Source organism: Rhodococcus sp. IEGM 1379, from assembly GCF_030056815.1.
Classification (GTDB): domain Bacteria; phylum Actinomycetota; class Actinomycetes; order Mycobacteriales; family Mycobacteriaceae; genus Rhodococcus_F.
Map to the genome: position 1 here is coordinate 1 of NZ_JASHKR010000024.1, position 25,663 is coordinate 25,663.

At 60.6% G+C, this 25,663-nt stretch carries 27 protein-coding genes; 7 read left to right on the plus strand and 20 right to left on the minus strand.

What is annotated here, in order from left to right:
• Both QM600_RS29890 and QM600_RS29895 read left to right on the plus strand, forming a co-directional pair.
• A partial coding sequence (locus QM600_RS29890; RefSeq protein ID WP_502942990.1) for a cholesterol oxidase substrate-binding domain-containing protein occupies positions 1–92 on the plus strand: 92 nt, incomplete at its 5' end.
• Between the two features lie 405 nt (positions 93–497).
• Positions 498–887: a class III lanthionine synthetase LanKC N-terminal domain-containing protein gene (locus tag QM600_RS29895; protein WP_502942984.1), complete on the plus strand. Its 390-nt coding sequence runs from the start codon at positions 498–500 to the stop codon at positions 885–887.
• A 49-nt stretch (positions 888–936) separates the two neighbouring features.
• Here QM600_RS29895 and QM600_RS15080 read toward each other — a convergent pair whose 3' ends face one another.
• Entirely contained in the window at positions 937–1,779 is an 843-nt protein-coding gene (locus tag QM600_RS15080) for an SDR family oxidoreductase (protein ID WP_283262291.1), read from the minus strand.
• Positions 1,780–1,956: 177 nt separating this feature from the next.
• On the opposite strand from QM600_RS15080, the gene QM600_RS15085 reads away from it, so the two are divergent.
• The 4 genes from QM600_RS15085 to QM600_RS15100 all read left to right on the plus strand — a co-directional run bounded on the left by QM600_RS15085 (position 1,957) and on the right by QM600_RS15100 (position 6,465).
• On the plus strand, positions 1,957–2,964 hold the full coding sequence (locus tag QM600_RS15085) for an AurF N-oxygenase family protein (RefSeq protein WP_283262292.1): 1,008 nt from the start codon (positions 1,957–1,959) through the stop codon (positions 2,962–2,964).
• A gap of 17 nt (positions 2,965–2,981) precedes the next feature.
• Positions 2,982–4,679 (plus strand): FAD-dependent oxidoreductase, encoded by a 1,698-nt coding sequence (locus QM600_RS15090; protein WP_283262293.1) that lies wholly within the window; start codon positions 2,982–2,984, stop codon positions 4,677–4,679.
• Positions 4,680–4,792: 113 nt separating this feature from the next.
• Positions 4,793–5,278, plus strand: a complete 486-nt coding sequence (locus tag QM600_RS15095; RefSeq protein WP_283262294.1) for a Zn-ribbon domain-containing OB-fold protein — start codon at positions 4,793–4,795, stop codon at positions 5,276–5,278.
• Positions 5,275–6,465: a lipid-transfer protein gene (locus QM600_RS15100; RefSeq protein WP_094270446.1), complete on the plus strand. Its 1,191-nt coding sequence runs from the start codon at positions 5,275–5,277 to the stop codon at positions 6,463–6,465. The genes QM600_RS15095 and QM600_RS15100 overlap by 4 nt, the downstream gene beginning before the upstream one ends.
• 131 nt (positions 6,466–6,596) lie before the next feature.
• On the opposite strand, the gene QM600_RS15105 is transcribed toward QM600_RS15100, so the two are convergent.
• From QM600_RS15105 to QM600_RS15190, 18 genes are all read right to left on the minus strand, one after another.
• Positions 6,597–7,205, minus strand: coding sequence for a TetR/AcrR family transcriptional regulator (locus QM600_RS15105; protein WP_283262359.1), 609 nt, complete (start codon positions 7,203–7,205; stop codon positions 6,597–6,599).
• Between the two features lie 19 nt (positions 7,206–7,224).
• On the minus strand, positions 7,225–8,736 hold the full coding sequence (locus QM600_RS15110; RefSeq protein ID WP_283262295.1) for an aldehyde dehydrogenase family protein: 1,512 nt from the start codon (positions 8,734–8,736) through the stop codon (positions 7,225–7,227).
• Between the two features lie 25 nt (positions 8,737–8,761).
• Entirely contained in the window at positions 8,762–10,132 is a 1,371-nt protein-coding gene (locus QM600_RS15115; protein WP_283262296.1) for an MFS transporter, read from the minus strand.
• Positions 10,133–10,157: 25 nt separating this feature from the next.
• Positions 10,158–11,108: a TauD/TfdA dioxygenase family protein gene (locus tag QM600_RS15120; protein ID WP_283262297.1), complete on the minus strand. Its 951-nt coding sequence runs from the start codon at positions 11,106–11,108 to the stop codon at positions 10,158–10,160.
• Between the two features lie 126 nt (positions 11,109–11,234).
• Positions 11,235–12,341 carry an NDMA-dependent alcohol dehydrogenase gene (locus tag QM600_RS15125; RefSeq protein ID WP_283262298.1) on the minus strand — a complete coding sequence of 369 codons (1,107 nt, stop codon included), beginning with the start codon at positions 12,339–12,341 and terminating at the stop codon, positions 11,235–11,237.
• Between the two features lie 37 nt (positions 12,342–12,378).
• Entirely contained in the window at positions 12,379–12,789 is a 411-nt protein-coding gene (locus QM600_RS15130; RefSeq protein WP_283262299.1) for an SCP2 sterol-binding domain-containing protein, read from the minus strand.
• 132 nt (positions 12,790–12,921) lie between these two features.
• Complete coding sequence (locus tag QM600_RS15135) at positions 12,922–14,160, minus strand: PucR family transcriptional regulator (protein ID WP_283262300.1); 1,239 nt, start codon at positions 14,158–14,160, stop codon at positions 12,922–12,924.
• Between the two features lie 17 nt (positions 14,161–14,177).
• Positions 14,178–15,062, minus strand: coding sequence for an alpha/beta fold hydrolase (locus QM600_RS15140; protein WP_283262301.1), 885 nt, complete (start codon positions 15,060–15,062; stop codon positions 14,178–14,180).
• Between the two features lie 67 nt (positions 15,063–15,129).
• Entirely contained in the window at positions 15,130–15,588 is a 459-nt protein-coding gene (locus tag QM600_RS15145; RefSeq protein ID WP_283262302.1) for a MaoC/PaaZ C-terminal domain-containing protein, read from the minus strand.
• The gene (locus tag QM600_RS15150; RefSeq protein WP_283262304.1) at positions 15,588–16,346 is read right to left on the minus strand and encodes an SDR family NAD(P)-dependent oxidoreductase; all 759 of its coding nucleotides are present in this window, start codon (positions 16,344–16,346) and stop codon (positions 15,588–15,590) included. The genes QM600_RS15145 and QM600_RS15150 overlap by 1 nt, the downstream gene beginning before the upstream one ends.
• A 42-nt stretch (positions 16,347–16,388) precedes the next feature.
• Positions 16,389–17,534 carry an acyl-CoA dehydrogenase family protein gene (locus QM600_RS15155; protein WP_283262306.1) on the minus strand — a complete coding sequence of 382 codons (1,146 nt, stop codon included), beginning with the start codon at positions 17,532–17,534 and terminating at the stop codon, positions 16,389–16,391.
• 8 nt (positions 17,535–17,542) lie between these two features.
• Entirely contained in the window at positions 17,543–18,322 is a 780-nt protein-coding gene (locus QM600_RS15160) for an enoyl-CoA hydratase-related protein (RefSeq protein ID WP_283262307.1), read from the minus strand.
• Complete coding sequence (locus tag QM600_RS15165; protein ID WP_283262308.1) at positions 18,319–19,989, minus strand: long-chain-fatty-acid--CoA ligase; 1,671 nt, start codon at positions 19,987–19,989, stop codon at positions 18,319–18,321. The genes QM600_RS15160 and QM600_RS15165 overlap by 4 nt, the downstream gene beginning before the upstream one ends.
• A gap of 9 nt (positions 19,990–19,998) precedes the next feature.
• Positions 19,999–21,174 (minus strand): thiolase family protein, encoded by a 1,176-nt coding sequence (locus tag QM600_RS15170; RefSeq protein ID WP_283262309.1) that lies wholly within the window; start codon positions 21,172–21,174, stop codon positions 19,999–20,001.
• Positions 21,171–22,007 carry a CoA transferase gene (locus QM600_RS15175; protein ID WP_283262310.1) on the minus strand — a complete coding sequence of 279 codons (837 nt, stop codon included), beginning with the start codon at positions 22,005–22,007 and terminating at the stop codon, positions 21,171–21,173. Before QM600_RS15175 ends, QM600_RS15170 begins: the two co-directional genes overlap by 4 nt.
• 177 nt (positions 22,008–22,184) lie before the next feature.
• Entirely contained in the window at positions 22,185–22,814 is a 630-nt protein-coding gene (locus tag QM600_RS15180; RefSeq protein ID WP_283262311.1) for a TetR/AcrR family transcriptional regulator, read from the minus strand.
• A gap of 116 nt (positions 22,815–22,930) precedes the next feature.
• The gene (locus QM600_RS29900; protein ID WP_502942985.1) at positions 22,931–23,113 is read right to left on the minus strand and encodes an NIPSNAP family protein; all 183 of its coding nucleotides are present in this window, start codon (positions 23,111–23,113) and stop codon (positions 22,931–22,933) included.
• Positions 23,114–23,266: 153 nt separating this feature from the next.
• Complete coding sequence (locus tag QM600_RS15190; protein ID WP_283262312.1) at positions 23,267–23,713, minus strand: hypothetical protein; 447 nt, start codon at positions 23,711–23,713, stop codon at positions 23,267–23,269.
• Positions 23,714–23,835: 122 nt separating this feature from the next.
• Between QM600_RS15190 and QM600_RS15195 the strand changes: the two genes are divergently transcribed.
• A complete protein-coding gene (locus QM600_RS15195) occupies positions 23,836–24,666 on the plus strand; it encodes an alpha/beta fold hydrolase (RefSeq protein ID WP_283262313.1) in 831 nt (276 codons plus the stop codon).
• 52 nt (positions 24,667–24,718) lie between these two features.
• On the opposite strand, the gene QM600_RS15200 is transcribed toward QM600_RS15195, so the two are convergent.
• Positions 24,719–25,540 (minus strand): alpha/beta fold hydrolase, encoded by an 822-nt coding sequence (locus tag QM600_RS15200; protein ID WP_283262314.1) that lies wholly within the window; start codon positions 25,538–25,540, stop codon positions 24,719–24,721.
• Positions 25,541–25,663 lie beyond the last annotated feature (123 nt).

The following is a 25,663-nucleotide window of genomic DNA, read 5'->3' on the forward strand; positions in this document are numbered from 1 at the left end:
ACAACAACTGGGACACCGCCAACGCGGCATTCAACCAACTCGACCCACACAAGGTATTCAGCAACACCTTCCTGAACCAGCTCCTACCCTGACCAGCCGAGTAGAGTTGCTGGGCTGAAACAGATTTCAGACAGTACGACCGACAACCGAATGCCCTGATGGGGTGCCATCCACCAGGGCATTCGGTCCGGCACGTCGAGAGGAAGCAAACTATCTGCTCGCACGTGAATGTCCTTGATTCAACACACTAAAGTGCCCACAAGGCAGCTTTCACAATTCATCAACAAATTTTGCCAAATCGACCACTGCACAATGGATTTACCCTATCCTGATCCACATGACCCGATAGATGACGGGCGCATGATCCACAAGTCCGTTTCCCCCTCACGAGGTATCCCACAGCGTGAGTTCAAAATCTGGGAACCTCTGGCTCCTCGTTAACAAACCACACAGATGCTGGGATGCATTCCGGCCGCCGATCAGGGGAGGTGAAGTCAATGGATACGAAGTATCTCGAATATGCCTTGGCTGACAGGCGATTCTACGATCGACCCCACCAAGATCCGACGCAGCGTCCCGGCCCCAACGTCCGCCGATACGAACTGCCCGACGTCGAATCGAATGTCGAGTGGACTTCGGTGGAATCCCATGGATGGCAACATCATCAGCCGTCGTCGTCAGTGAAACTTCCGGATCACGGGTGGAAGATCCACTGTTCGGCAACTATGCAGAATGCCCAGTCGATCTTGGACATAACATCCAAGTACTGCATCGAACGGCACTACTCGTTCAAATTTGCCTCAGGCAGCAGGGCATCGACCACTACGAAATCCTCTCCCACCCGCAGAGTCGGCACTGGCCGTTCCAAACCATCGACACTGCACTGATGCTGCTGTGCGCTGGATTGATGTCTTTGCTCGCCAATAGTCGAAGATCTCAGATTCCAGCCCTGCGTACCAGAGCATCTGTCGCAGAAGGGGATACTGCACCAATCGCCCGCAATAGCCCGGCGTAGCGGGGATACAACTCGATCGGCCGAGTCTCAATTGCCCGCAGAATCCACGACGCCGCTTGATCCGCCCTCAAAGCCGGCTGACTGACATAGTCGGAAGTAGGCGCGATCATCGGCGTACGGATAAGCGGAAACTGCACCGTACTGACGTCGATACCTGTGCCATGACATTCAGCTCCGAGGCTGCGGCCGAAAGCACTGAGCGCCGATTTCGATGCGTGATACGCGCTGAACCTGGGCATCACGCCAGCGCTCACACCCCATGTCCCCACGTTGACGATGTGCCCGGAATGAGCTTCGAGCATCGAGGGCAACAACCGCAGCGTCAACCGCGCCGGCCCGAAGTAATTGAGCGCCATCGTGCGCTCGTAATCATGAAACCGTTCCACCGAGTCGGCGGCAGTCCGACGGATCGACCGACCCGCGTTGTTGATCAGAACATCTACCGTTCCGAATTGATCGGCGATGGCGTCGGCAAGCGCGTCGACGCTCTCGCCTTTCGAGAGATCCGCCGGCAAGACGTGCGCCTGTCCGCCCTCCCTCTGGATGGCGCCCTGCACTCGCTCGAGTTCTTCGACTCCGCGGGCGATCAGGATCAACGCGGCACCCCGGGCGGCCAACTTGTGCGCGGTTGCCTCACCGATTCCGGACGACGCCCCGGTCAGCACGATGGTCTTGTTCGAGAGGTCGGTACGGGGCCCCGGAAGGAGCGAACGGAGTCGCGTAGGCGGACTCAACACAAAATTGCTGAAAAGACTTCTGATCACGTCAGTACCGGTCCTGTCTGCGGGTTCATGAAGCTACTCAACAGTAAGTTATGCGGCCCGACCCCACCAGGCCGAAGGGGGCTAGCTTTTCCTGATACCTGCGGTTACATTAAACGCAGACCGAGTGCCTGCGATCACAAGAACCGGCCCTCGATACCACCGAAGAGGGAGACGAATATGACGCTCACGACGGCGTTCGGCAAGAACGCGGAAGCATCCGACGACTCGTACAACGAGACACTCCGCCTCCTGTCCGAGGGATCGGTACACAAGCGCTTCGACCCCTACCTCGACATCGACTGGGACTCCCCCGAGTTCGCGGTCACCCCCAACGACCCCCGCTGGATCCTCCCGGCCGAGACAGATCCGCTGGGTGCCCACCCCTGGTACCAGGCACAGAGCGAGGCCAGGCGGATCGAGATCGGAATGTGGCGTCAGGCCAACGTCGCGAAGGTCGGCCTCCAATTCGAGAACATCCTGATCCGCGGCATGATGCAGTACGTCTTCTCGCTGCCCAATCAGTCGGCTGAGGCCCGCTACTGCACCCACGAATCTGTCGAAGAGTGCAACCACACCATGATGTTCCAGGAGATGGTGAACCGCATCGGCGTCGATGCTCCCGGCATGAGTCGCCCGATGCGCATGCTGGCACCGTTCGTCCCCCTCGCTGCCGGACCGTTTCCCGAAATCTTCTTCGTGGGCGTCCTGGCCGGCGAGGAACCGATCGATCACATTCAGAAGAGCATCCTGCGCGCCGACGGTGAAATCCACCCGATTATGCAGTCCGTCATGGCAATTCACGTTGCCGAAGAAGCACGCCATATCTCTTTCGCGCACAAGCTCCTGAGCCGACGCATCCCACTGATGTCGCGTCCCAGCCGCTTCGTCCTTTCGCTTCTCTTCCCCCTTGTCATGCGAATCCTGTGCGACGCCATCGTGATTCCGCCGAAGACCTTCTGGAAGCAGTTCGACATCCCGGCATCCGTCAAGAAGGACCTGTTCTGGGAACTCCCCGAATCGCGTCAGACGCTGCGCAACTACTTCGGTGACGTCCGCATGCTCGCCACGGAAACCGGCCTGATGAATCGCGCGTCGCGCCTGGTGTGGAAGGCCTGCAAGATGGATGGCCGCGCATCACGTTTCCGCAGCGAACCCCATCGCAGCACACATAACGCCGCAGCCTAGATCGGAACTTTGCCGCCATGTCACACGTAGTCACGCAGTCCTGCTGCAGCGACGCCTCCTGCGTCTACGCCTGCCCGGTCAACTGCATCCATCCGACGCCGGACGAGCCGGACTTTCTCAGTGCCGAGATGCTGCACATCGACCCACAGGCCTGCGTCGACTGCGGAGCGTGCGTATCGGCCTGCCCGGTCGATGCGATTGTGCCCGAGTCGAAACTAACTGACCCGCAACGGGTTTTCCTGCAGATCAATGCGGATTTCTACAAGGAGGAGCGGCCGCGACCACTGCTCGCCAAGGTGATTCCGGCTGCCACCATCGATCAGGGGCGTCCGCCGCTGCGAGTTGCGATCGTCGGTTCCGGTCCATCGGCGATGTACGCGGCCGACGAATTGCTGACGCAACCAGATGTGCAGGTTAACGTCTTCGATCGACTTCCAGTGCCCTACGGCCTGGTTCGCGCCGGCGTAGCTCCCGATCACCAGAAGACCAAGCAGGTCACCCGCCTGTTCGACAAGATCGCCGCACAAAAGGGTTTCGAGTTCTACCTGAACGTGGAGATCGGTAATCATCTCTCCCACAACGAACTTCTCGAAAACCATCATGCAGTCCTGTACGCGGTAGGCGCTTCGTCCGATCGCGCCCTGGGCATCCCAGGCGCCGATCTGTCCGGAACAGCTTCGGCCACAGACTTTGTGGCCTGGTACAACGGCCACCCCGATCATGCCGACGACATCTTCGACCTCTCGCACCGACGCGCCGTCATCATCGGAAACGGCAACGTCGCGCTCGACGTCGCTCGCATCTTGACGGCAGATCCCGAGAAGCTTGCCGCCACCGACATCTCCGCCCATGCGCTCGCAGCATTGCGCAAGAGTCGCGTTGAAGAGGTAGTCATCGTCGGCCGACGAGGAATTGCGCAGTCTGCCTTCACCGTTCCCGAGTTCACAGGTCTGATGGCACTGCCGGACATCGAGCTGTCCGTCGGCCCCGACGACATGATTCTCGATCCGGCCACCGAACATGCAGACGCGCTTCCGCATGCCGTCGAGCAGAAACTCAGGCTCCTCGAAGCCTTGAAAAATCGCGATCACGTCGACGTCGGCAGCAAGAAAATCACCTTGCGGTACCTGCTCACACCGACTGCCATCACCGGCGACGATCACGTTACCGGCGTCGAGTTCGACCGCAACACACTCGTCGACGGCGACGGTACCGTCGCCGTCGAACCCACCGGCGAACGCGAAACCATCGACGCGGGACTGGTGCTCACGTCCATCGGTTACCGCGGAGTCCCGATCACCGGTGTCCCGTTCGACGAGCGCGCTTCGGTCCTTCCCAACGATGGAGGCCGCGTCACAGGCCTAACCGGCGTCTACGCAACAGGCTGGATCAAACGCGGCCCCAGCGGTTTCATCGGCACCAACAAATCCTGCGCCCAGGAAACCGTCGGCAAGCTCGTGGATGACTTCAACAACGGCCGCCTGACCACCCCCGTCGACGACGCATCCGCTCTGGATCGATTGGTCCGGGCCAGGCAATCAGCCGTTGTCGATCGCGCAGGATGGCACGCTATCGACAAGGCCGAACGTGAACGCGGCGCCGCCCACGGACGGATTCGCGAGAAGATCCTCGATCAGGCCGAGGCGTCGTCGATCATCAACGCCGCAGCTCAGGCAAAACCGGCGCGTCGCAGGCTCTGGAAGGCGTCCCACTGACCGAAAAATTCGACCCATCTGCGCTGCATATCGTGTAATACTGCAACTTGTTTCAGTAAGCGGCTACAGCGGCCTCGATCTTCGGATCAGGCACGCCCACAGATGAGGTATGCATGAGCGAGACTGCAACGCCGGCAGTTGAGGGCTGGTTTACGACCGGCGCTGAACCGGCCTTGATCGGCACCAAGTGCCAATCCTGCGGCACTATTTCCTTCCCCCGCGAGACCACGTTCTGCAAGAACCCGAGCTGCTCGGGTGAAGAGTTCGCCGACGTCGAGCTCTCGCGTCGCGGCACGGTCTGGTCGTACACCGACGCGCAGTACCAGCCGCCGCCGCCGTACATCCCCAGCTCCGACCCGTACGTGCCGTTCGCCCTCGCAGCCGTCGAGCTGCCCGAAGGTCTCGTCATCCTCGGCCAGGTGGCCGACGGTTACGGCGTCGACGATCTCAAGGTCGGCAACACCGTCGAACTGGTTGTCGAGCCGCTGTACACCGACGAAACCGGAGTCCGCACGACGTGGCGCTGGAAGCCCGTCGCAGCAGCAGCCACAGCCGCAGCAGCAGCCACAGCCGCAGCAGCACAGGAGTCGCAGTCATGAGCAAAGACGTCGCAGTACTCGGTGTAGGTATGCACCCGTGGGGCAAGTGGGGCCAGTCGTTCGTGAAGTACGGCGTCGCCGCCGCTCGCGCCGCACTCGCTGATTCCGGTGTCGACTGGAAGGACGTCGACTTCATCGTCGGCGGCGAGACCGTCCGCAACGGATACGGCGGATACGTCGCCGGAGCTACCTTCGCTCAGGCCCTCGGCTGGAACGGCGCTCGCGTCGCCACGTCGTACGCCGCGTGCGCAACGGGCGCCCAGGCACTCGATACAGCTCGCGCCCGCATCCTCGCCGGCCTCAGTGAGGTCGCCTTGGTCGTCGGCGCCGACACCACCCCCAAGGGTTTCCTCGCTCCCGTCGCCGGTGAGCGTTGGGACGATCCGGACTGGCTGCGTTTCCGCCTCATGGGCATGACCAACCCGGCGTACTTCGCACTCAATGCGCGTCGACGCATCGATCTCTACGGCGCAACGTCCGAGGACTTCGCCAACGTGAAGGTCAAGAACGCCAAGCACGGTCTGAACAACCCGAACGCGCGTTACCGCAAGGAGGTCACCGTCGAAAACGTGTTGGCTTCCCCCGTGGTGTCCAACCCGCTGCACCTCCTCGACATCTGCGCTACCTCCGACGGCGGAGCAGCCATCCTGCTGACGTCGATGGAATACGCCCGCAAGATGGGTATCGCGGAACCTGTTCGTATCAAGGCAATTTCGACGGTCACGCCGACGTTCCCGCAGACGATCATGGACATGCCGAACTTCTCCACCGATTCCAGCTCCGCCGTGCCTGCGCCGGAGCGCACGTTCAAGGAATCCATCGGCTACGCCGCCTACGAAGAAGCCGGCATCTCGCCTGAGGACGTCGACGTCGCCGAGGTCTACGACCTCGCCACGTCCGTCGAACTCGACTGGATCGAAGACCTCGCACTCTGCAAGCGCGGCGAGGCCGAACACCTCCTCCGCGCCGGCGACACCACCATCGGCGGCCGCATCCCCGTCAACCCGTCCGGTGGCCTCGCCTGCTTCGGCGAAGCTGTTCCCGCACAGGCACTTGCGCAGGTCTGCGAGCTCACCTGGCAGCTGCGTGGGCAAGCCGAAGGCCGTCAGGTCGAAGGCGCTCGCATCGGCATTACCGCAAACCAGGGCCTCTTCGGCCACGGCTCATCGGTGATCGTTTCCGCTTGATCGCTTCTATTCTGCGCCCGGATACCTACGTGGTATCCGGGCGCAGTTGGTTTGTCAGGGCTAACGTCGGCCCCCGGTCGTCGAAATCAGCCGACGCGAGGAGTCTGGACTGCGAAGCCCGACAAGGGCACCTATTCAGAACTCGGCACATCTCGCACGGCCACGATGAGCACCGGCTTGTCATCTTCGGTCTCGTCCGGTCCGGCCAGCTGATCCCACATCGTGTCAACCATCGGCTGCAGGAAAAGACGGCCTAACTGCCTGACGATGATGCTGACCACCTGAGTCGATTCACGGCTATGTCCTGGCATTGTGCCGGACTCTCGGGCTTTCGCCGCCTCGTCCTTCGTGAGTTCCGTCAGACGTTCCAGCAGGTGCCCTCGAGGCTCGGCGGGGTCGAGAAGCGCGCGCCTCAAATAGTTCACTACCGCCGGGTGGGACTCGAGCATGCGCTCGACCGCAGCGTCACGCGCACCCGTAACCTCTCGCGGAGATCCTTCCGACGGCACAGCCCTGATCGCCTCCCTGAAATAGGCGACGACGAGCTCTTCTACCGCTTCTCGAATCCCGTCCTTGTTCTTGAAATGGTGCACTAACAGACCCACATTGACGCCTGCCTCAGCGGCGATCGCACGCATCGACGTTCGATCTTCCCCGTACTGCGAGTACAGATCCATCGCCGCATTTCGGATCCGGGCTTTGCCTGTCAGATCCTCAGTACGCACACGTGGGTCGGGCATCAGTTCCATCCGGCCAATTCTAACGGCCGGCAGACCGTCCGACTCGACGCGATAGGTCACGCGCCACCAGCAGTCGAAGTATGCGGGCAACCAATCCGACACGTCGAGGTGAATACGGGAACCACATAACCTCGGCCTTGGCCAAGGGAATGCGCGGCGTCGTGACGGCCTGCTGACGGCAGTACTTGCGCATTCCTGCTGCACCGCCGAGTCGCGCCCCGATACCGGACGATTTCCACCCACCGTGCGGCAGACCGAAGCAGAACAGATTGACGTACGCGTCGTTGATGTTGACGGCACCAGCTTCGAGTCGTCGCGCGATACGCGCACCGCGTGCCTCATCTCGCGTCCACACTGTGGCTGAGAGGCCGTATTCGCTGTCATTCGCCCATCGAATTGCTTCGTCAGCATCACGGACCTTCATGACGGGAATGGTTGGACCGAATGTCTCTTCCGTCATGCAGATCATCGTGTGGTCGACGCCGGTGAGTACGGTCGGTTCAAAGAAGGCTCCCCCATCGACCAGATTGCCACCGGCCACGACCTTCGCTCCGCGTGCGACTGCATCTTTCACATGAGTACGAACGATCTCGGCCTGCGCGGGTGTCGCCATGGCACCCACGTCGATATCGGACGGCCTCGTCTCGGCACCCTGCCGAAGTGCCCCAACCTTTTCGGTCAGCAGTCCCACAAATCGATCGTGCACCGACGCCTCGACGTATACCCGTTCCACAGAGATGCAGGCCTGCCCAGAGTTCATCAACGCTGCCCACGCGATTCCGTTGGCCGCACGCTCGAGATCAGCGTCTGCGAGCACGAGGGCCGGATCCTTGCCTCCCAATTCGACGCAACACGGGATCAGCCGTTCCCCCGCTCGGGCTGCGATCAGCCGACCAGTGCGAGTGGATCCGGTGAACTGAACGATGTCTACGTTGTCCACCACAGCCGCACCTGTGCCGCCGAGCCCGGTGACCACGGCCAGTACTGGCGGGGCATCGATCTCGCGCCATCCACGCAGTAGTTCGAGTGCCGAGAGTGGTGTTGATTCAGACGGTTTCACCAACACCGCGCACCCTGCCAGCAGCGCCGGCACCGCGTCCATCCCCGGGATCAGAAGGGGGAAGTTCCACGGCGTGATCACTCCGACAACCGGATGTGGGCGGTAGATTTTGGTCAGCTTCTTCGAGGCGGTCAACAATCCAGCCGGCCGAATGCTCTCCTCTGCCAGAATCTTCGGTGCCCGCTCGGCGTAGTAGTTGATCCCGTCGCAGATCACCATGATCTCGAGAGCCGCCTCGGTCCGAGGCTTTCCCGTCTCGGAACACAGCACATCAATCAGGTGGGATTCATTGTCGAGCAACCAGTCTCGAAACTTACGAAGCCATTCTCCGCGCCCCTTCGGCCCCAATGCTTCCCAGGCCGGCTGTTCTGCGCGCAACTTCGCCGATGCAACGGATACCTCTTCCGGCGTTTGAACGGAAATGGTTCCGACCACTGCTCGGGTCGCGGGGTTGGTGACGTCGATGCTCACTCGTTGCTCCTTGTTTCGAATTACGTTATCGGGCCGACGAGTTGGCGAGCACGGGCTTACGAAGCCGAGCCGCATCGCGCGCCGGCCGGATCAGCACAGCTCCGAGGGCTGCCGCACCAATGCACAGGAGTGCCAGCACCTTGAATCCGCTGGAGTATCCGCCGAGCGCGGTCTCCGACGCTTCCACGAAGTTACCCATCACAGCCGGTGCGAGCAGGCCGGCCATAGTTGCGAGCGCAACGCAGGTACCCAATACTCCACCACGTTGACGAACCGGCGAAATCTCTTCGGCGAGAGTCACAATGATCGCTACAACGCCACCGGGCGCGGCGAGTCCCATCATAAGCAGAACGATACTGACATTCGACGACGACGCGAATGCGCCTAGCAGTGTCAAGATTCCACCTGCTAAAACCATTGCAACACTGAGCATTCCCCGGGACCAGGTTGTACTCACGCCACGAAGCGTCAGGCGCTGCGAGACGATTCCGGTACCGAGCACCAGCACACCGGCAACGGCCCAGTAGATGGCCACCACGTTTCCAGCCGCTGTCGCCGACAGCCCGTGGCCGTCCTGCAAGAACTGCGGAACCCAGGTGACAGCGAGTGCGACACCGAAATACGCCGCAAAGCCGAGAAGGATGCTGCCAACGAAAGTGCCGGAGAAGAAGATCCGCCGATAAGGGACAGGCTGTTCCAGTACTTCCATCGACGGTGGAGCATCTGCGGTAGTAGCGTTGACATCCGCGACTTCCGGAGCTTGCGCACCTGCCCCGTACGGGCCTTCTGTGCGAACAAACGTCATCCAGACAACACACCAGAGAACCCCGAGCACTGCCATGAGAGCAAAAGCGTGACGCCACCCGATGTTCTGAATCACCCAGGTCAACCCAGGCGCAGCGATGAGCGTGCCGACGCTGCTTCCCAACAGCAAGACGCTACTCGGAAGCTGCCTCATGTCGGACGGGAACCATTTGAACATCGAATGGTTCGACAGGCCGTACGCAGGACCTTCCGAGGCTCCGAGCGCAATACGCGAAATCACCAGGACAACTATCGAAGTGGTCCACAGCATCGGCACCAGCGATAGCGACCACACCACCGCAAGGCCGAACAACAACCACCGGGTGGGGAACCTGTTGGCCAAGAAGCCGACCAGAATTCCCGACACACTGAACAGCAGGAAGAAGCTACTCGCAACCATTCCGTATTCGGACGCGTCGAGGTCGAACGTCGCACTGATCTGCTTCGACGCCAGCCCGAGAAGCGCCTTGTCACCGAAGTTGATAACAATGAACACGAACAGCAAGCCGGTCACCAGCCACGCTCGACGTGTGGAGTGAACTGGCGTTAAGGAATCGGAACGGACGTACGCCTTCACCTCGTCTAGGGACAACGTAATTCTCCTTGCAATTTCGACTTCAGCCTGAGATACCGACGGGGCGCTCGCCGACGATAGAAATGCGATCCATCACGCGTCTGGCCGGAAAGTAATCACTGGACGCGTAGTGCTGGCACGTGCGGTTGTCCCAGAACGCAACGGTGTTTGGCTGCCAACGGAGTCGGAACTGAAACTCGGGACGCTGAACGTGACGGAAGAGCATCGTCAGCAGTTCATCTGACTCCGCTTCCGATACTCCCAGGATCCGAGTTGTGAAGCCGCTGTTGACAAACAAAACACGTCGGCCCGTCTCCGGGATCACCCGCACCACTGGGTGATGAACGGGCTGGAACTGCGGCCGGAGCATGTCGGTATTTTCCTTCGGCATGAAACGTCCGAACGAATCCATCCAATCATGTTCAGCCACAAGAGGATCGATCCGATCCCTGATATTTTGCGGCAGGAGATCATAAGCAGCAGCCATGTCTGCCCACGACGTGTCCCCGCCTAGCGACGGAACCTCGACCGCACGCAGAACCGCCGCGTGAGACGGATGGGTATGCCAGGTCACGTCGTTGTGCCAGGTGTTCTCGACACCGCCGGTCATGCCGTCTTTCGCAAGAGTCGCGACGTCAGCCTCGCTCTGGCCGGGCTGCGCGTACTTGAAGAATGGATGCTGCTCGAGCTCCCCCCACAGTTGCGCAAACTCGCGATGATCACTGCGTTCGATGTCCTGATCCCGGAAGTACAGCACCTTCCACTCGAGAAGTGCGTGCTGTAATTCTGCGATCGCATCGCCGGAAATGCTGCCCGACAAACGAATTCCGGAAACCTTCGCACCGATGGTCGGGGTCACCGGATCAATCGAAAAGCACTTGTACTCCATGCTTTCGAATGCAGTTGGCGTCCGCTGCGCGACGAGCGGCCCGACCACCGCGAGCGGATCCGTATTCTTGGGAGCAATTTCTGCAGTGGGGAAGAATGTTGTCATGTCAGACGTCCTAGATTGCGTCGAGTTGCCACTGAAGTATCGTGGCCTGAATCACATTCCCCACATTAAGACTGCGGCATTAATATGTCAATACCTTTGAGTACCTGAGTATTCCAATCCTTCAACTCAGAATCGGATCAGGCCACGCAGGTTGATGCCGGCGTACATGTCCGCGTAGCCCTGGTTGATGTCCTCGAGCCGGTATTCGGTGGTGATGAGTTCGTCGAGCTTGAGTTGGCCTAGGTTGTACAGCTCCAGCAATTGTGGAATGTCCAACTGCGGACTGGACGAACCGAACAGCGAACCCTTGATCGACTTCTCGTAGGTAGTGAGCTCTTGCATCGACGCCGAGATCGTCATTTCCTCGGGTTTGCCGACGGCGGTAACGACCACGCGCCCGCCCCTGCCCACCAGGGACAGCCCCTCGAGGACCTGATCCGGAAGCGCAACGTCGGTGGTGATCATGCAGGCGTCCGCGAGCCGTCCGCGAGTGAGCTCCGAGACGACAGGCCAAGCCTCGTCAACGCTGGCAAACGCGTGGGTCGCACCGAGCTCGAGCGCCTTCTCGCGCTTGAACGCCACGGGGTCAATGGCGAAGACGTAGCGGCAACCAGCAATCTTGGCGCCCTGAACAGCGTTGATCCCGATGCCACCTACGCCCATGATCACCGCGGCGTCGCCGGCTCGCAGCTCTCCGGTGCGGACGGAGGAGCCGTAGCCCGTGGTCACACCGCAGCCGACCAAAGCGGCCTTGTCCAAAGGAATGCCGTCGTCGATCTTCACAACACTGGCGACGGGGACCACCGTGTACTCGCTGAACGTGCCGAGCATCGACACCTGGCCCAGATCCTCGCCACGACCGTGGAACCGGTACGTGCCGTCCAACTGCGGGCCGAGCATGATCGCCCCTCCCAGATCACACAGGTTCATCATCCCCTTGGCGCAGTAGGTGCATCGCCCGCAGGACGGAATGAAGGACAGCACAACATGATCGCCCACCTCGACTTCGGTCACACCCGGCCCGATCTGGTGCACGATGCCTGCGCCCTCATGACCGCCCACCACCGGGAATGGGATCGGCAGATCACCGGTGACGAAGTGCTCGTCCGAGTGACAGAGCCCGGCCGCAGCCATCTTGACCATCACCTCGCCGGCCTTAGGATCGTCGAGCTCGTACTCGTCGATCTCCCACTTCTCACCGATGCCCCACAACACGGCAGCCTTGGTCTTCATCGCATTCTCCTTAAGAATTATTGTGGCAGTGGATGATTCAGCTACCGAGCAGGTCCGTGCGACCGTCGGCCTCGAGCATCTCTCGGTATGGTTCGAACAGTGACTTCGCGGCGGGCACCAGCTTGAGGATCTTTGCGACGGGACCCCTGGCGCGCACGCCACCCTTGGCCATCGCCATAGTCAGATTGAGCTTGCCGAGCCAAAACTTGTTGCCGTCATCGGCGCTCATGAAGAGTTCGACATTCGGCTTAGGTCCGACGCCGACACCTGTGAAGACCTCGCCATTGGGGAAATCCACGGTGATAACAGCATCGGGATCGGAATAGTGCCCTCGCAGTATCACCCCTGACGCGGCGAACTTCGGGCCTAACACCGGATCAGATGCGCCCTTGTTCATCAATTCGCCGACGTACTTGTACACGTCAGCCTCGTTCTTGAAGACACCCATGTGTTCCCCTCCTCGGATCCGGTTCGCGATAACTCACCGACGCCTTCGAGTGTGTCCTGGCACACACTCCTGCCACTAGTGGCCAACGGCCAAGAATCGGCGGACAGTTGTGCGCCGAACACAACACCGGGTCTAAGGGAAGGCGCGGGCCCCGAACTCAGCGACACACCGCAATGCCAACTCCACCGGCGCACGCCGCTGATCGATCGGGTGCTTCAACAGCGCTTCGATCTGATTGAGCCGGTAACGCACCGTGTTCTTATGCACCGGAATGACTTTCGCGGCCCCCGCGATACCCCACACCAGCACGGCCAGGGCCGTCTCCCGGAGCCTCTCGGTAGCCGGATCGTCGCCGACCAGCGGCCCCAACTCCCGACAGACAAAATCCTTCATCGCCTCGACATCCGCGGAGAGCATGGTCACCAACTCCACCTCGGCGTAGCTGCTCACCTGTCTCGCGTGCCCCGCCAAGATGGCAAGCCGCGCCGCGGCCTCCGCCTGCCGATGACTGCGCCGAAAACCGTCTAGTCCCATCGCGGACATGCCTACGGCCACACGAACGCCGGTTGCAGCGCGCAGCGCAATCGACGTCGAGATCAACCCCGGATCGGGCTCACGATCCGTCGCACACCACACCCACAACCCGCGCTCACCCGATGACACCGCCAACGGTTCACCCGCACCGAGAATCGCCGCCAACGCATCGGCGATCTCCGACAACCGCTCTGCAGCCTTCGGCACGTCCTCAACCCACAGCGTCATCGCCGTCTGTACCCGGTTCAACGAATAGCCCAGCACTTCATTGGCGTTCACCACATCCACCGAATCACCGTGCAGAATCGACGCGACCAACTCACTCCGTCGCGCAGACATTCCGCCGAGCCACTTGCGGCGTTCCTCCACAATCACCGGACCGAGAACATCCACCGCACTGTCCAACCACTCGCTCGAGGCCGACCAGAGATGCACCAACACTTCCGATTTCAGCTCCGGGTCGTCGGCACTCCGTTCGACAGCATCCGCGAGATATCGATGCGTTGCACGAAGCCCAACCCGATACAACCGCAGCAGCATCTCTATCCCGAAGCCGCGATGCGCCAAAGTCCGCGCGAGCGCATACGCCGCTGAGGGCAACTCGATACTCTCGGATCCCAAGTTGACCAGCAATGCCCGCAGGTGCCCGCTCGTGCTCGCTTCGAGGTCACGGCGCAACTCGACGTCCGACGCAAGTTCGGGTAACTCAGCTGCAATGGTGTCATCGATGTAATGGACCGCGGCGTCGAAAGCTACGGGCCCAGAAACCTGCTGAACCCACCGCGACAACCAACCCGTCACAGCTTCGCTCGGGCCATCGGATGATTCACCCGCCATCACGCCATCCTTACATTTCAGCTGCCGAGTTCGTCGAGGAATCCGCTCACAGCCTGAACGAAAACCGCGTTGTCGTCACCGGCAACCATGTGCCCTGCGGCGGCAACCGCTACCGCCCGCGCAGGTGGAATCAACGCCAGCAATTCGTCGATGCCGTCAGCTCCGACGATGTCGGACTCTGCGCCATAGACCAGCAATGTCGGAACGGCAATGTGATTCGCAGCGGCAGTGAGACGATCGTGATTGTCCTGCGGCTTGTCGAGGTTGGCGCCCAGTCGGGTGAAAGCCGGATCCCAATGCCAGTAGAGTCGTCCGTCCGAACCCTCACGCACGTTCCTCCGCAAACCCTCGATATTCTTCGGGCGCGTCCGATGTGGTTGATACGCGGCCACCGCGTCGGCAGCCTCTTCCAGGTTGGCGAAACCGTTCGGCGAACCCCGCATGAAGTCGTGGATGCGGGCGAGGCCGTCGGGCCGAACCTTGGGGGTGATATCGACCAGAACGAGAGCACGGCATAGCCCCGGATACTCACCCTCCGCGACCATGCCGGTCATTCCGCCCATCGACGCACCGAACAGCACCGGTCGCACTGTGCGGCCCTCGGTTGCACTGATCTGATCGATCACCAACCGCAGGTCCTGCGCCAAAGCATCAACGGTGTAATCGCCCTCCGCGTCCCAGGCGCTGTCTCCGTGACCGCGAGCATCGAGGGTGTAGACAACCCACCCTTCGTGCGCAAGAATCTTTGCGGCGCGGTCCCAGGAGTGCCTGGTCTGGCCGCCGCCGTGCAACATCAGAACAGTTCCACGGGTGTTGCCCGTCGACGCTGGCGACCATTTATCCGCGGCGATCGGGCCGGCACCGCCGTCGAACTTCAACGATTCTGCAGTGAACTCAGTCATCAGCATTTGCCCTTTACGTAGCGAAACAGGTGAACCGCGCAATTTTACGCGGTCCACCTGTACTTCCTTACTGCACTGCCGGTGAGCGCCGGTGCAGGAAAACAACTGCGATGGCGGTGAGCACAACTTCACCCGCACCGTTCACCAGTTCGGCGGTCGAGGTGACTCGGCCACGACCACGATCATCAAGCGAGACCTCGGCAATGACCATCGATCCGGTGAGCACGTCGTTCGGTCGCACCGGGCGGACGAAGACAGCTTCCTGAATCTTCCGCCCGGCGATAGCCTTCCATCGTCCGTCGACGCGGAGCACCGTGAGCCGCTGATAAATCGCGAGAGTATGTAGACCGCTCGCAATGAGCCCGCCGAAACCATGACCTGCGGCGGCCTCGGAATCGATGTGGAACGGTTGCGGATCCCACATCGAAGCGAAGGAGACGATTTCCTCTTCGGTCACTGTGTGGTGTCCGAACTCGTACTTCTCGCCGACAGTCAGGTCTTCGGCAAATACATCAGCACCCGACATTATTTCGGGGGCATCCGGACGGCACCGTCGAGACGGATGGTCTCGCCGTTGAGCATCGGGTTGACCACGATAGCCTCCACCAACTGACCGAATTCGCGAGGATCACCCAGGCGGTGCGGGTGCAGCGTCAGCGCCGTCAGCGCGGTCAGCGCCTGCTCCGGAAGTCCAGCCAGCAAAGGAGTTTTGAACAGACCGGGAGCAATCGTGTTGACGCGGATCAGCAACGACGCCAGATCGCGTGCGATCGGCAATGTTGCCGCCATCACGGCGCCCTTGGATGCTGCGTAGGCAGCCTGCCCGATCTGACCGTCGAACGCAGCACCGGAAGACGTGTTGATGATGACGCCGCGCTCGCCGTCGACCGGTTCGTTTGTCGACATCGCGTACGCCGCGAGGCGGAGCACGTTGAAGGTGCCGATCAGGTTGACGTCGATGACCTTCTTGAATGCATCGAGGGGGAAGGGTCCCTTCTTGCTGACCGTCTTGATCCCGTTGCCGATGCCGGCGCAGTTGACGACGATGCGCAATGTGTTGTCGCCGTTCGCAATTTCGACGGCTTTGGTCACTGCTTCTTCGTCAGTGACGTCAGCAGGTACGAACTGAACTGCGTCACCGAGTGCGGTGAGCCCATCGGTGTTGGCAGAGGGAAGGTCGATCGCGACCACGCGCGCACCAGCCTTCGCCAACGCCGTCACGGTTGTCAAACCGAGCCCTGATGCGCCACCCGTGACGAGCGCGCTGCTTCCTGAAATCTCCATGAAATCTACTCCTGGTATCGAAAGGTGTTATACGACAGCTCTTCAGAGACTGCGTGCGATGAGAACCTTCATGATCTCGTTGGTGCCGCCGTAGATCTTCTGGACCCGAGCTGCCGCATACATCTGCGCGATCGGGTATTCCATCATGTAGCCGTACCCTCCGAAGACCTGCAAGCAGCGGTCGATGATCGCGACCTGCTTATCCGATCCCCACATCTTCGCCATCGACGCCGTAGCCGGGTCGAGGGTGCCGTCCATGTAACGCCCGATGCAGTAGTCCATCAGGGTCTTACCGGCGAGAATTTCCGCTTTGCACTCGGCAAGAACGAATTTGGTGTTCTGGAAGTCGAGAATCGGCTTCCCGAATGCGGTACGTTCCTTGGCGTATTTAACAGTCTCGAGCACCGCTGCTTCTGCCATCGCGATTGCCTCGATGCCGATGGTGAGACGTTCACGCGGGAGTTGCTCCATCAGTTGGGCAAAGCCCTTGCCCTCTACGCCACCAAGAAGGTTTTCCACTGGCACTCGCATGTCGGTGAACGAGAGCTCACACGTGTCCTGACCGTGCTGGCCGATCTTCTCGAGAACGCGGCCTCGCTCGAACCCTGCCAGTCCATTTGTCTCGGCCACGATCAACGAGATGCCGGCTTCGGTTTTCGCCACGATAACCAACAGGTCACAATGAGATCCGTTGGAAATGAACGTTTTCGAACCGTTGATGACGTATTCGTCGCCCTCACGGACCGCGGTGGTGCGAATCGATTGCAGATCGGATCCGGTACCGGGCTCGGTCATCGCCACTGCGATCACCATCTCACCGCTCACCAGTTTCGGAATCCAGCGCTGCTTCTGCTCCTCGGAGGCGTAGCTGCTGAAGTACTGCGAGCCCAGCACCGAGTGCACACCGAAGCCGAAGGCGGTGTCATGTGCGAACGCACGTTCCTGCATCACTACAACTTCGTGGCCGTAACTTCCGCCGCCGCCGCCGTACTGCTCGGGGAGATTGAGGCACAGCAGTCCGGCGTCGCCCGCCTTGTTCCAGAATTCACGATCGACCTGCTGCTGCTTGGCCCACTTCGCTTGGTTGGGCGTTGCTTCCTTGCGGAAAAACTCAGCGGCATGCTTGCGCAGGAGTCGCTGATCGTCAGTCTCCCAAGGGGATACGTACTCGGGGAATAGTTCAGACATGATGATTTCTACTTTCCGGTGAACTGGGGAGCGCGCTTGCCGAGAAACGCTGCCTGCCCCTCGAGGCTGTCGGCTGAATGCACAGCAACGTAGAAGTTTCGCTTTTCGTGTTCGAGGCCCTGCGTCAGTGAGGTTTCGAAGGACGCCAATGCGGCGTCTTTCACCAATGCCACAGCAAGTGGGGAATTCTGCGCGATACGCTGACCCATCGCGGTCGCGTGGGCGAGCGCCTCACCGTCTGCGACCACATCGGCGACAATGCCTGCAGTGCAAGCCTGCTCGGCCTTCATGAAGTCGCCCGTCAACAGCATGGCCATAGCCTTGGACTTGCCGACTGCCTTGATCAATCGTTGGGTTCCGCCGGCTCCGGGGATCGCCCCGATTTTGACCTCGGGGACGCCGAACCGCGCACCTTCGCCGGCGATCACGATGTCGCAGGCCAGCGCAAGTTCGCAGCCGCCGCCGAGTGCGAACTTCTCCACTGCGGCAATAACAGGCTTCGGGAAGACTGCGAGGACAGACCAGAAATCCTCGCCGGTTCCGCCGCCCACCAATGGCTGGGATCGGATCTCGTCGAATGCCGTGATATCGGCACCGGCACAGAAGACGCCTTCTGCACCGGAGACAACTACGGCCAAGACACTCTCGTCGGATCGCAATGCTGTGAACTCTGCAGCCATGGCATCCATGAGCTCATTGTTGAGGCTGTTCTTCGCCTTCGGCCTGTTGATCTCGAGGAGAGCTACCGCACCGTCGCGAGTCGAGTTCAGAATCTGATCAGTGCTCACAGTGCTGCATCCTTGTACGTATCGGCGTGCTCAACACGCAGAACCTTCTTGTCCAGCTTGCCAACGCTGGTGCGGGGCAATTCGTCGACGAAAAGAACGGTGTCAGGCATCTGCCACTTGGCGAACTGTCCGTCGAGGACACCGACAACATCATCGCGAGTCAACTCTGCACCCTCGACGGGGACAACGAGAGCCAGCGGGCGTTCCTGCCACTTCGGGTGTGAGATGCCGACAACGGCGGCGTCCTTGATCAAGGGGTGCGCGATGATGGCGTTTTCCATGTCGATGGACGAAATCCATTCACCGCCACTTTTGACGACGTCCTTGATGCGGTCCGTCAGCTTGAAGTACCCATTCGGGTAGATCATGCCGACATCGCCACTGCGCCAGTACCCGTCGAGGAAGCGATCTGCGTCGTCGTCGAGCTTGTGGTAACGCTCGATAACCCACGGTCCACGCATGAGGACCTCGCCGACGCTCTTGCCGTCGTGCGGCAGGTCGTTGTCATCTGCGTCGACGATGCGGATGTCGATACCCGAGGTGGGTAAACCCTGGTATCGCTTGAGGTTCCACTTCTCGTCGTCGGTGATCTTGCCCTGCAACGACGGCTTGATGCCCATGTTCATCGTGATCAAAGGCGTTGTCTCCGTGGCGCCGTAGCCTTGAACGAAGTCTGCGCCCGTCAACTCGTAGAAGTCGCGCATCAGCGAGAGCGCAGGCTCGGTGGCACCGGAGAGCAGGCGCACCTTGCTGAAGTCGGGCTTGACGTCCAGCGTCTTGATGTAGTCGAGCATCGGCTGGAAGATGGCCGGAGCGCCGTTGGCGACCGTCACATTCTCTGCAATCATCATGTCCACCAACAGTTCCGTGTTCTCCGCCATGTAGCGGCCCGGAAGTATGATCTTTGCTGCAGCCCACATCGTTGTGTGCGGCAGCGACCAGGACTGTCCGTGAAACATCGGGGTGATGAGCATTGCGGTATCGTCGCGGCGCATACCGTTTGCCGCGGCCATCGCCATTGCATGCAGGTAACTGCCGCGATGCGAGTAGTAGACACCCTTGGGTCGGCCCGTCGTCCCCGATGTGTAACACGCGCTGTACGTGGACTTTTCGTCGATGACCGGCCAGTCGATCTGGGCATCCGCCTCAGTCATGAGGTCTTCGAGGTGCACGACGTTCTCGAGCGTGGTGCTGATCTCGGCAAGCGGTTTGTCGGACATGACGATCCAGCCCTTGACCTGGGGCACGTGCGGAGCCAGAGCCTCGGCGATCGGGAGCAGGGTCTCGTCGACCAGGATCCAGGACGCGTCCGCGTGATCGGTGACGTAGGCGAGATCCTCGATAGCCAAACGGATATTCATCTGCAGCATCACTGCGGCGAGACCGGGGATGGCCCAGCTCATCTCGAAGTGACGCTTGCTGTTCCAGTCCATGAGACCAACCGTGTCAGCGGGTCCGATTCCAAGTCCCTTGAGCGCGTTGGCAGCTCGCTTGACTCGGAGGTAGCAGTCCGCATAGGTGTATCGCTCCCAGTCGCCCGCCGTTGTGCGGTAGACGATTTCTTGCTCAGGGTAGGTGCGTGCCGCGTGACGGATCAGGTTGGTGGTGTTGAGCTGGTAGTGATCGCCGTGTGTGGACGGCACTCCCTGAACGATGTTCGTAGCCATGTTTGGTCCTCAGATCCGTTCGATGATGGTGGCGTTCGCAGTGCCGCCGGCTTCGCAGATGGTCTGCAGTCCGTAGCGTTTTCCGGTTCGTTCGAGTTCGCACAGCAGGTCGGTGAGCATGCGAGCGCCGGTGGAACCGAGCGGATGCCCGATGGCGATCGAGCCACCGTTGACGTTGATCTTCTCGTCGGGAATGCCGAATTCGTTCTGCACCATCAACGGAACTCCGGCGAAGGCCTCGTTGACCTCGAACAGATCGATGTCCTCGGCGCTCAGGCCGGCGAACTCGAGAGCCTTGTGGGTGGCATCGAGAACGGCGTTGAACTGGATGATGGGATCGGCAGCGGCGACAGACATCGCGAGAAACTTTGCGCGCGGCTTCAATCCGTGCTTCTCCGCATATCCGCGGTCGGCAATCAGGATGGCTGCCGCGCCGTCACTGATCTGCGACGAGTTTGCCGCTGTCGTGCTGCCGTCGGCAGAAAAAATGGTCCGGAGTGAAGCAATCTTTGCCGGATCCATGTGCTCACGGATTCCCTCGTCACCCTCGATGACCAGTCCGTTGCCGTCAATCGGGTCAGATGTGGTCGGCACCAACTGTTCCCGAAACTTCCCCGCTGCCGTGGCCGCAAACGCGCGCTCGTGGCTACGGATGCTGAACGCGTCAAGTTCTTCGCGGCTCAACTTGCAATGAGCGTTCAGCAACTCGGAAGCCGCACCCTGAGCAACCATGGCACCGTCGTAACGAGCAAGTTCCTTTGGCGCGTACTGCGGACCGAGTGGTGCGCCCGGAGCGAAGGCCGCCGGGATCGGCACCTGCGACATCGACTCCACACCGCACGCGATCGCTACGTTGTACGTTCCAGCTGCAATACCGTGTGCTGCAAACGTGACGGCCTGCTGACCGGACCCACACTGGCGGTCGATTGTCACCGCCGGCACGGATTCCGGCAAGCCAGCCGCAAGGACTGCGTGCCTTCCGATGTTTCCGGACTGATGCTCGTGCTGCATGGCGCAGCCGGTGATGACGTCGTCGATATCAGAAGCATCAATACCGGACTGCTCCACGAGGTGCTTGAGGGTGTGCCCGAGCAGATCGGCAGGATGCCATTGACTCAAAGCGCCACCGCGTTTGCCGACGGGTGTTCGGACTGCGCCGACGATGACGGCTTCGCGCATGTTCATGTGTTTCTTCCTGCCTGTGAGGGTGTATCGATGCCGGTGATGGGAACATCTACATTGGCACCGAGTGCAACCCAGTGATCTGTGCTTTCGGTAGCGAAAACATTGGTCAGTTCCTCGCGGGTGCCCTTGATACCCAACGCTTCACACGTGCGGATCTGAAAATGTGGCTCGAGCGCGCCGAGGGCGATATAGCCGTCTGTCGTGGCATAGATGCCGTACGTGGGGAAGGCGGCAACCGCAGCGTTGAGTCCGTATCGCGCCGAAGCGCCGGCAGCCGCGGCTGCATCATCGAGCACAACGCGGTGTGTGCTTCCATTGCCGGCGTTGGTTCTGTTCAGCAGCGCGAGCAGTGCTGCGGACACAGCGCGCTCGGATCCCAGGAGATCCGCAGCCGGGATGGCGGGCATCAGCGGAGGCTGCACAGTGCCATGTGCAGCTTGATAATTGAGATCATGTCCGGGAAGTTCCTCGGAATCGCCGTCGTGGCCGACGATTTCGATGTGAGAAAGCCCAGGGAATCGTGTTGGTGCGTCGTCGAGTTCCAGCCGGCGTAGCGCGGAAGGCCGCATCGCGGTGATCAGGAGATCTGCCGTGGCGAGGTCTTTGCGCAGCACTGCGAGATCAGCGGAATCCTTCAGGTCCAGGACTGTTACTTCCTGACGCTGGATGAGATCTGCGTACCAGGCCGGTGCTGCGAACGCGAGGGGATCGCCACCGGGTGGCTCGACCTTGAGAACAGACGCACCGAACTGCGCCAGCCGGGCGGCTGCCAGCGGGCCGGGCAGGTTCACTGCAAGTGAGATGACGCGCATGCCATCGAGTGTGCTGTGCATCGTGTTCCTTCCTCAGGGTCCTGCTATACGACTGTATAGCCTTTCGTTCAAATGTATAGGGTTTTTCCGAAATTGGGCAGAACTTTCCCCTCGAACCTCAATCAAGGCATGCCAAAATCGTCGAATTACGTTATTCAGCTGAGGGATTCAGCCTGAGCAGCACGCGATTGCGCGCACCTACCCGGAGACTTCAGAACCGAGCGCGTCAGTAGACGTTGCCTCGAGCACCGCCACACAGGTGTCAACCAGATCGGCGACGATACGGTCCGTCAACTCCGGACTCCGATCCAGCGCTTCCCAGCGCGACAACGTCACCAACGTCATGTTCACGATATTTTCGGCTCGCCACTGCGCCACATCGAGCGGCACGTTGACGAGCCCGATTACGATTTCCTCCGCGCGGCGAAAACTATCCGCACTCAAGTGCTTCTGAATCGCCTCGGCCAGCGCCGGGTCGAACATCGCCTGACTCAAGAAGCGCGCGTACCGGCTATCCTTGCGGCCCAGAGTCTCCTCCGCGATCGGCTTGACCATTACCTCTACCGCGCGCCGCACGTCCGGCGACGAACCATTCGCTTCCATTTCCTCGAGAAGCAGTTCTCGCCGCTCGTTGACCGGAGACATCCGTACTTCGATGATCGCGTCGAGCAGACCTTCCCGGGAACCGAAGTGATACTTGGCCGCCGACCTGTTGGATTGCCCTGCCGCGATCTGCACATCCTTCAGCGTCATCGCAGCAATTCCACGTTCCGCAATGAGTCGCTCTGCTGCGTCGATCATGGCATCACGAGCAGTGGGCTGAGTCACACACCCAATATTAAGGCCGTGGCATTAATCTGTCAATGCCGCAATCCCCCACTACATGGCTTGCTGCGAAGTTCTCCGCGATGCACTGCGCATCGCGGAGAACCAAGAGCTAGGAATTAGATCGACTCATCGGCGCTGAACCACGTCAGTCCCGGTTCCTTCGAGAGCAATGGAGCCAAGTCGGTGAGCGCTCCTGGTCCTGCCCGAAACTCGCGATAGGCGGCGTCGTGCGCCATTGATTCCCACCGTTCGTGCAGCAACCAATGCGCTCCGTTATTTTCGTCGATGAAGACGTCCACACCCAGACATCCATCGAAACCTCGGGTCTCCTTCAGCGCACGCTCGGTGACCTCCCGCGCGCGACCCCCCCCAATTCAGGCTTCAGGTGTAGTTCGAGAATTGCGATTATCGCCATGAGTATCTCCCTCGGTGACTGATGCTTCTTGATTCGATCATTGAATGGACTGGGCCGGATTGTGCGCAGTTGCAGGATCATCGACATCGATTCCGCTGATATCAACCGTCACGTTGCGGATACGACCGGTGAAGGCGAAAGGCGACTGATACATCGGAGAGACCGGCGTGACCGTTTCGCAACCCACATCGAATGTTCCGCCTACCGAATAGCGGAACGGCACGGTGCGGTTCACTCGGCCGGACCCTACTTCGACCCCGGATCCGAGCAGTCGTCCGAGTCCACCCGACCCCAGATCCGAGGTGTCGGAACTGAAGCGAAACTCGATGACCCGAGCCGAAGCGTCGAGCACAGCGCCGGAGGTGATCACGGAATGCTCGCGAAAGAAGTTGTAGTCGTAGATCAACCGGCCGTGCTGAACGAAGAGCGTATACCCGCCGGCGACACCACCCATGGAGACCAGAACGCCCTCTGCGTCGCCCACTGGTTCTCGGACACAATCGGCGGCCTGTTTCTCGGAGGCGGCACTACCCTCGTGCTGTGGTGGCTGATGACGCCCTACCTATCGACCGAAAATCTTGTAGACCCCAACAAGGAGAACGCGACATGACCGTGAATCTGTCCCGCATCAAGATCTCGCGCGGCGAGCTTTCCTACTTCGAAGCCACCCCCGACGCCGGCGCCGAGGTCAAGGGCACCGTAGTTGTGGTCCCCGGCTTCACCGGCTCCCGGGAGGACTTCCTCCCGATGGCGCCGTTCGTCACCGCCGCAGGCTATCGCCTGATCTCGTACTCGCAGCTCGGACAATATGATTCGGATGGCCCGGACGGCCGGGATGCGGTCGGCGAGTACACGATCACCAAGTTCGCCCTGGACCTCGCCGAGGTGATCGACGGAGTTGCACCCGGCGAGAAGGTTCACCTCCTCGGCCACAGCTTCGGCGGGCTCGTCACCCGAGCGGCCGTGCTGAACGACCCGGCACGCTTCCTGGACTATGTGATCCTCGATTCGCCGCCGAGCGGGCAGAACCTGGGCGGAGCCATGGATATTGGCCAGGTCCCGGAACTGTTGTGGGCAGGCGGTAACGAGGCGTTGTGGAAGGCAATGTTCGGCGCATTCGAGGACATCTTCCCGGCACCGGTGAAGGAGTTCCTGCTGGGGCGCATCATGTCCACCAAGACCGCGAACATCGCCGGAATTGCACTCACCATGGGCAACGAACCTGACCGCGTCGACGAACTGGGCGCGACCGGCGTACCGATCCTCGTCGTCGCCGGCGAGAACGACGTCATTCCGTTAGATGCGCAGGCAGACGCCGCAGCCCGACTCGGCACCAAGTTCGAGCTCATCGCAGGAGCCGGCCACACACCCAACGAGGAGAAGCCCGAAGAGCTGACGAAGGTACTCGTCGACTTCTGGTCGGGCCGGGACGCCTGAGACCGGGTTTACGTCATGAAGGCTCCGGCGGTGCACGCCATTGCCGGAGCTGTCAGGTCCGGATGAAATCGAGAAGGTCTGCGTTGAAAGCCTTTTCGTATTCACCAACCAGTCCATGCGAACCTCCCGGATAAACCTTGAGCTTTGCCCCCGGAACCAGTTCCGCAGTACGCAATCCCGCGGCTTCGATGGGGACAATCTGATCGTCGTCACCCACCGCCACAAACGTCGGAACATCGATCTTCGCCAAGTCTTCGGTGAAATCCGTCTCCGAAAATTCCTTGACGCAATCGTAAGCAGCTTTGATTCCGACCTGCATGCTCATCAGCCAAAAGGCATAGCGCGCACCGTCGGAAAGCGTCGAACCCTCTCGATTGCCGCCGTAGAACGGAAGGCTGAGATCGAGGTAGAACTGTGAGCGGTCGGCTTCGATTCCCGCACGGATGTCGTCGAACGCGCTGCGCGGTGTGCCCTTCGGATTGCTCGCCGTCTGCAGCATCAGAGGCGGCACAGCGCCGACCAGCACCATTTTCGCGACGCGCGACGTCCCGTGCCGACCGACGTAGCGGGTGATCTCCCCGCCGCCCGTCGAATGCCCGACCAAGATAATCTCGTGTAGGTCGAGGTGTTCAATCACGCGGGCAAGGTCATCGGCGTAGGTATCCATCGTGTTGCCGTCCCACGTCTGGGACGACCGACCATGGCCGCGACGATCATGGGCGATTGCGCGAAATCCTTTTGACGCAACCATATTCGCCTGCTTATCCCACACATCCGCGGTCAGTGGCCAACCATGACTGAAGACGACCGGTTGACCGGTGCCCCAGTCCTTGTAGAAGATCTCGGCCTCGTCCGGCATCGACACGAATGGCATTGCGACTCCTCTTACAAGCGTGGGATTCACCCGCAGGGATACCCGATACCGACGAAGGGAAACGAGTCGTCCTGCGATCCACTGATTGAACGATGTCTGACTTGGGTAATTCCAGGTGGTCTC

Coding starts and splice junctions, on each gene's coding strand:
- QM600_RS29895 (WP_502942984.1), top strand. CDS start 498: ATGGATACGAAGTATCTCGAATATGCCTTGGCTGACAGGCGATTCTAC.
- QM600_RS15085 (WP_283262292.1), top strand. CDS start 1,957: ATGACGCTCACGACGGCGTTCGGCAAGAACGCGGAAGCATCCGACGAC.
- QM600_RS15090 (WP_283262293.1), top strand. CDS start 2,982: ATGTCACACGTAGTCACGCAGTCCTGCTGCAGCGACGCCTCCTGCGTC.
- QM600_RS15095 (WP_283262294.1), top strand. CDS start 4,793: ATGAGCGAGACTGCAACGCCGGCAGTTGAGGGCTGGTTTACGACCGGC.
- QM600_RS15100 (WP_094270446.1), top strand. CDS start 5,275: ATGAGCAAAGACGTCGCAGTACTCGGTGTAGGTATGCACCCGTGGGGC.
- QM600_RS15105 (WP_283262359.1), bottom strand. CDS start 7,205: ATGCCCGACCCACGTGTGCGTACTGAGGATCTGACAGGCAAAGCCCGG.
- QM600_RS15120 (WP_283262297.1), bottom strand. CDS start 11,108: ATGACAACATTCTTCCCCACTGCAGAAATTGCTCCCAAGAATACGGAT.
- QM600_RS15125 (WP_283262298.1), bottom strand. CDS start 12,341: ATGAAGACCAAGGCTGCCGTGTTGTGGGGCATCGGTGAGAAGTGGGAG.
- QM600_RS15130 (WP_283262299.1), bottom strand. CDS start 12,789: ATGGGTGTCTTCAAGAACGAGGCTGACGTGTACAAGTACGTCGGCGAA.
- QM600_RS15135 (WP_283262300.1), bottom strand. CDS start 14,160: ATGGCGGGTGAATCATCCGATGGCCCGAGCGAAGCTGTGACGGGTTGG.
- QM600_RS15140 (WP_283262301.1), bottom strand. CDS start 15,062: ATGACTGAGTTCACTGCAGAATCGTTGAAGTTCGACGGCGGTGCCGGC.
- QM600_RS15145 (WP_283262302.1), bottom strand. CDS start 15,588: ATGTCGGGTGCTGATGTATTTGCCGAAGACCTGACTGTCGGCGAGAAG.
- QM600_RS15150 (WP_283262304.1), bottom strand. CDS start 16,346: ATGGAGATTTCAGGAAGCAGCGCGCTCGTCACGGGTGGCGCATCAGGG.
- QM600_RS15155 (WP_283262306.1), bottom strand. CDS start 17,534: ATGTCTGAACTATTCCCCGAGTACGTATCCCCTTGGGAGACTGACGAT.
- QM600_RS15165 (WP_283262308.1), bottom strand. CDS start 19,989: ATGGCTACGAACATCGTTCAGGGAGTGCCGTCCACACACGGCGATCAC.
- QM600_RS15170 (WP_283262309.1), bottom strand. CDS start 21,174: ATGAACATGCGCGAAGCCGTCATCGTCGGCGCAGTCCGAACACCCGTC.
- QM600_RS15175 (WP_283262310.1), bottom strand. CDS start 22,007: ATGCACAGCACACTCGATGGCATGCGCGTCATCTCACTTGCAGTGAAC.
- QM600_RS15195 (WP_283262313.1), top strand. CDS start 23,836: ATGACCGTGAATCTGTCCCGCATCAAGATCTCGCGCGGCGAGCTTTCC.
- QM600_RS15200 (WP_283262314.1), bottom strand. CDS start 25,540: ATGCCATTCGTGTCGATGCCGGACGAGGCCGAGATCTTCTACAAGGAC.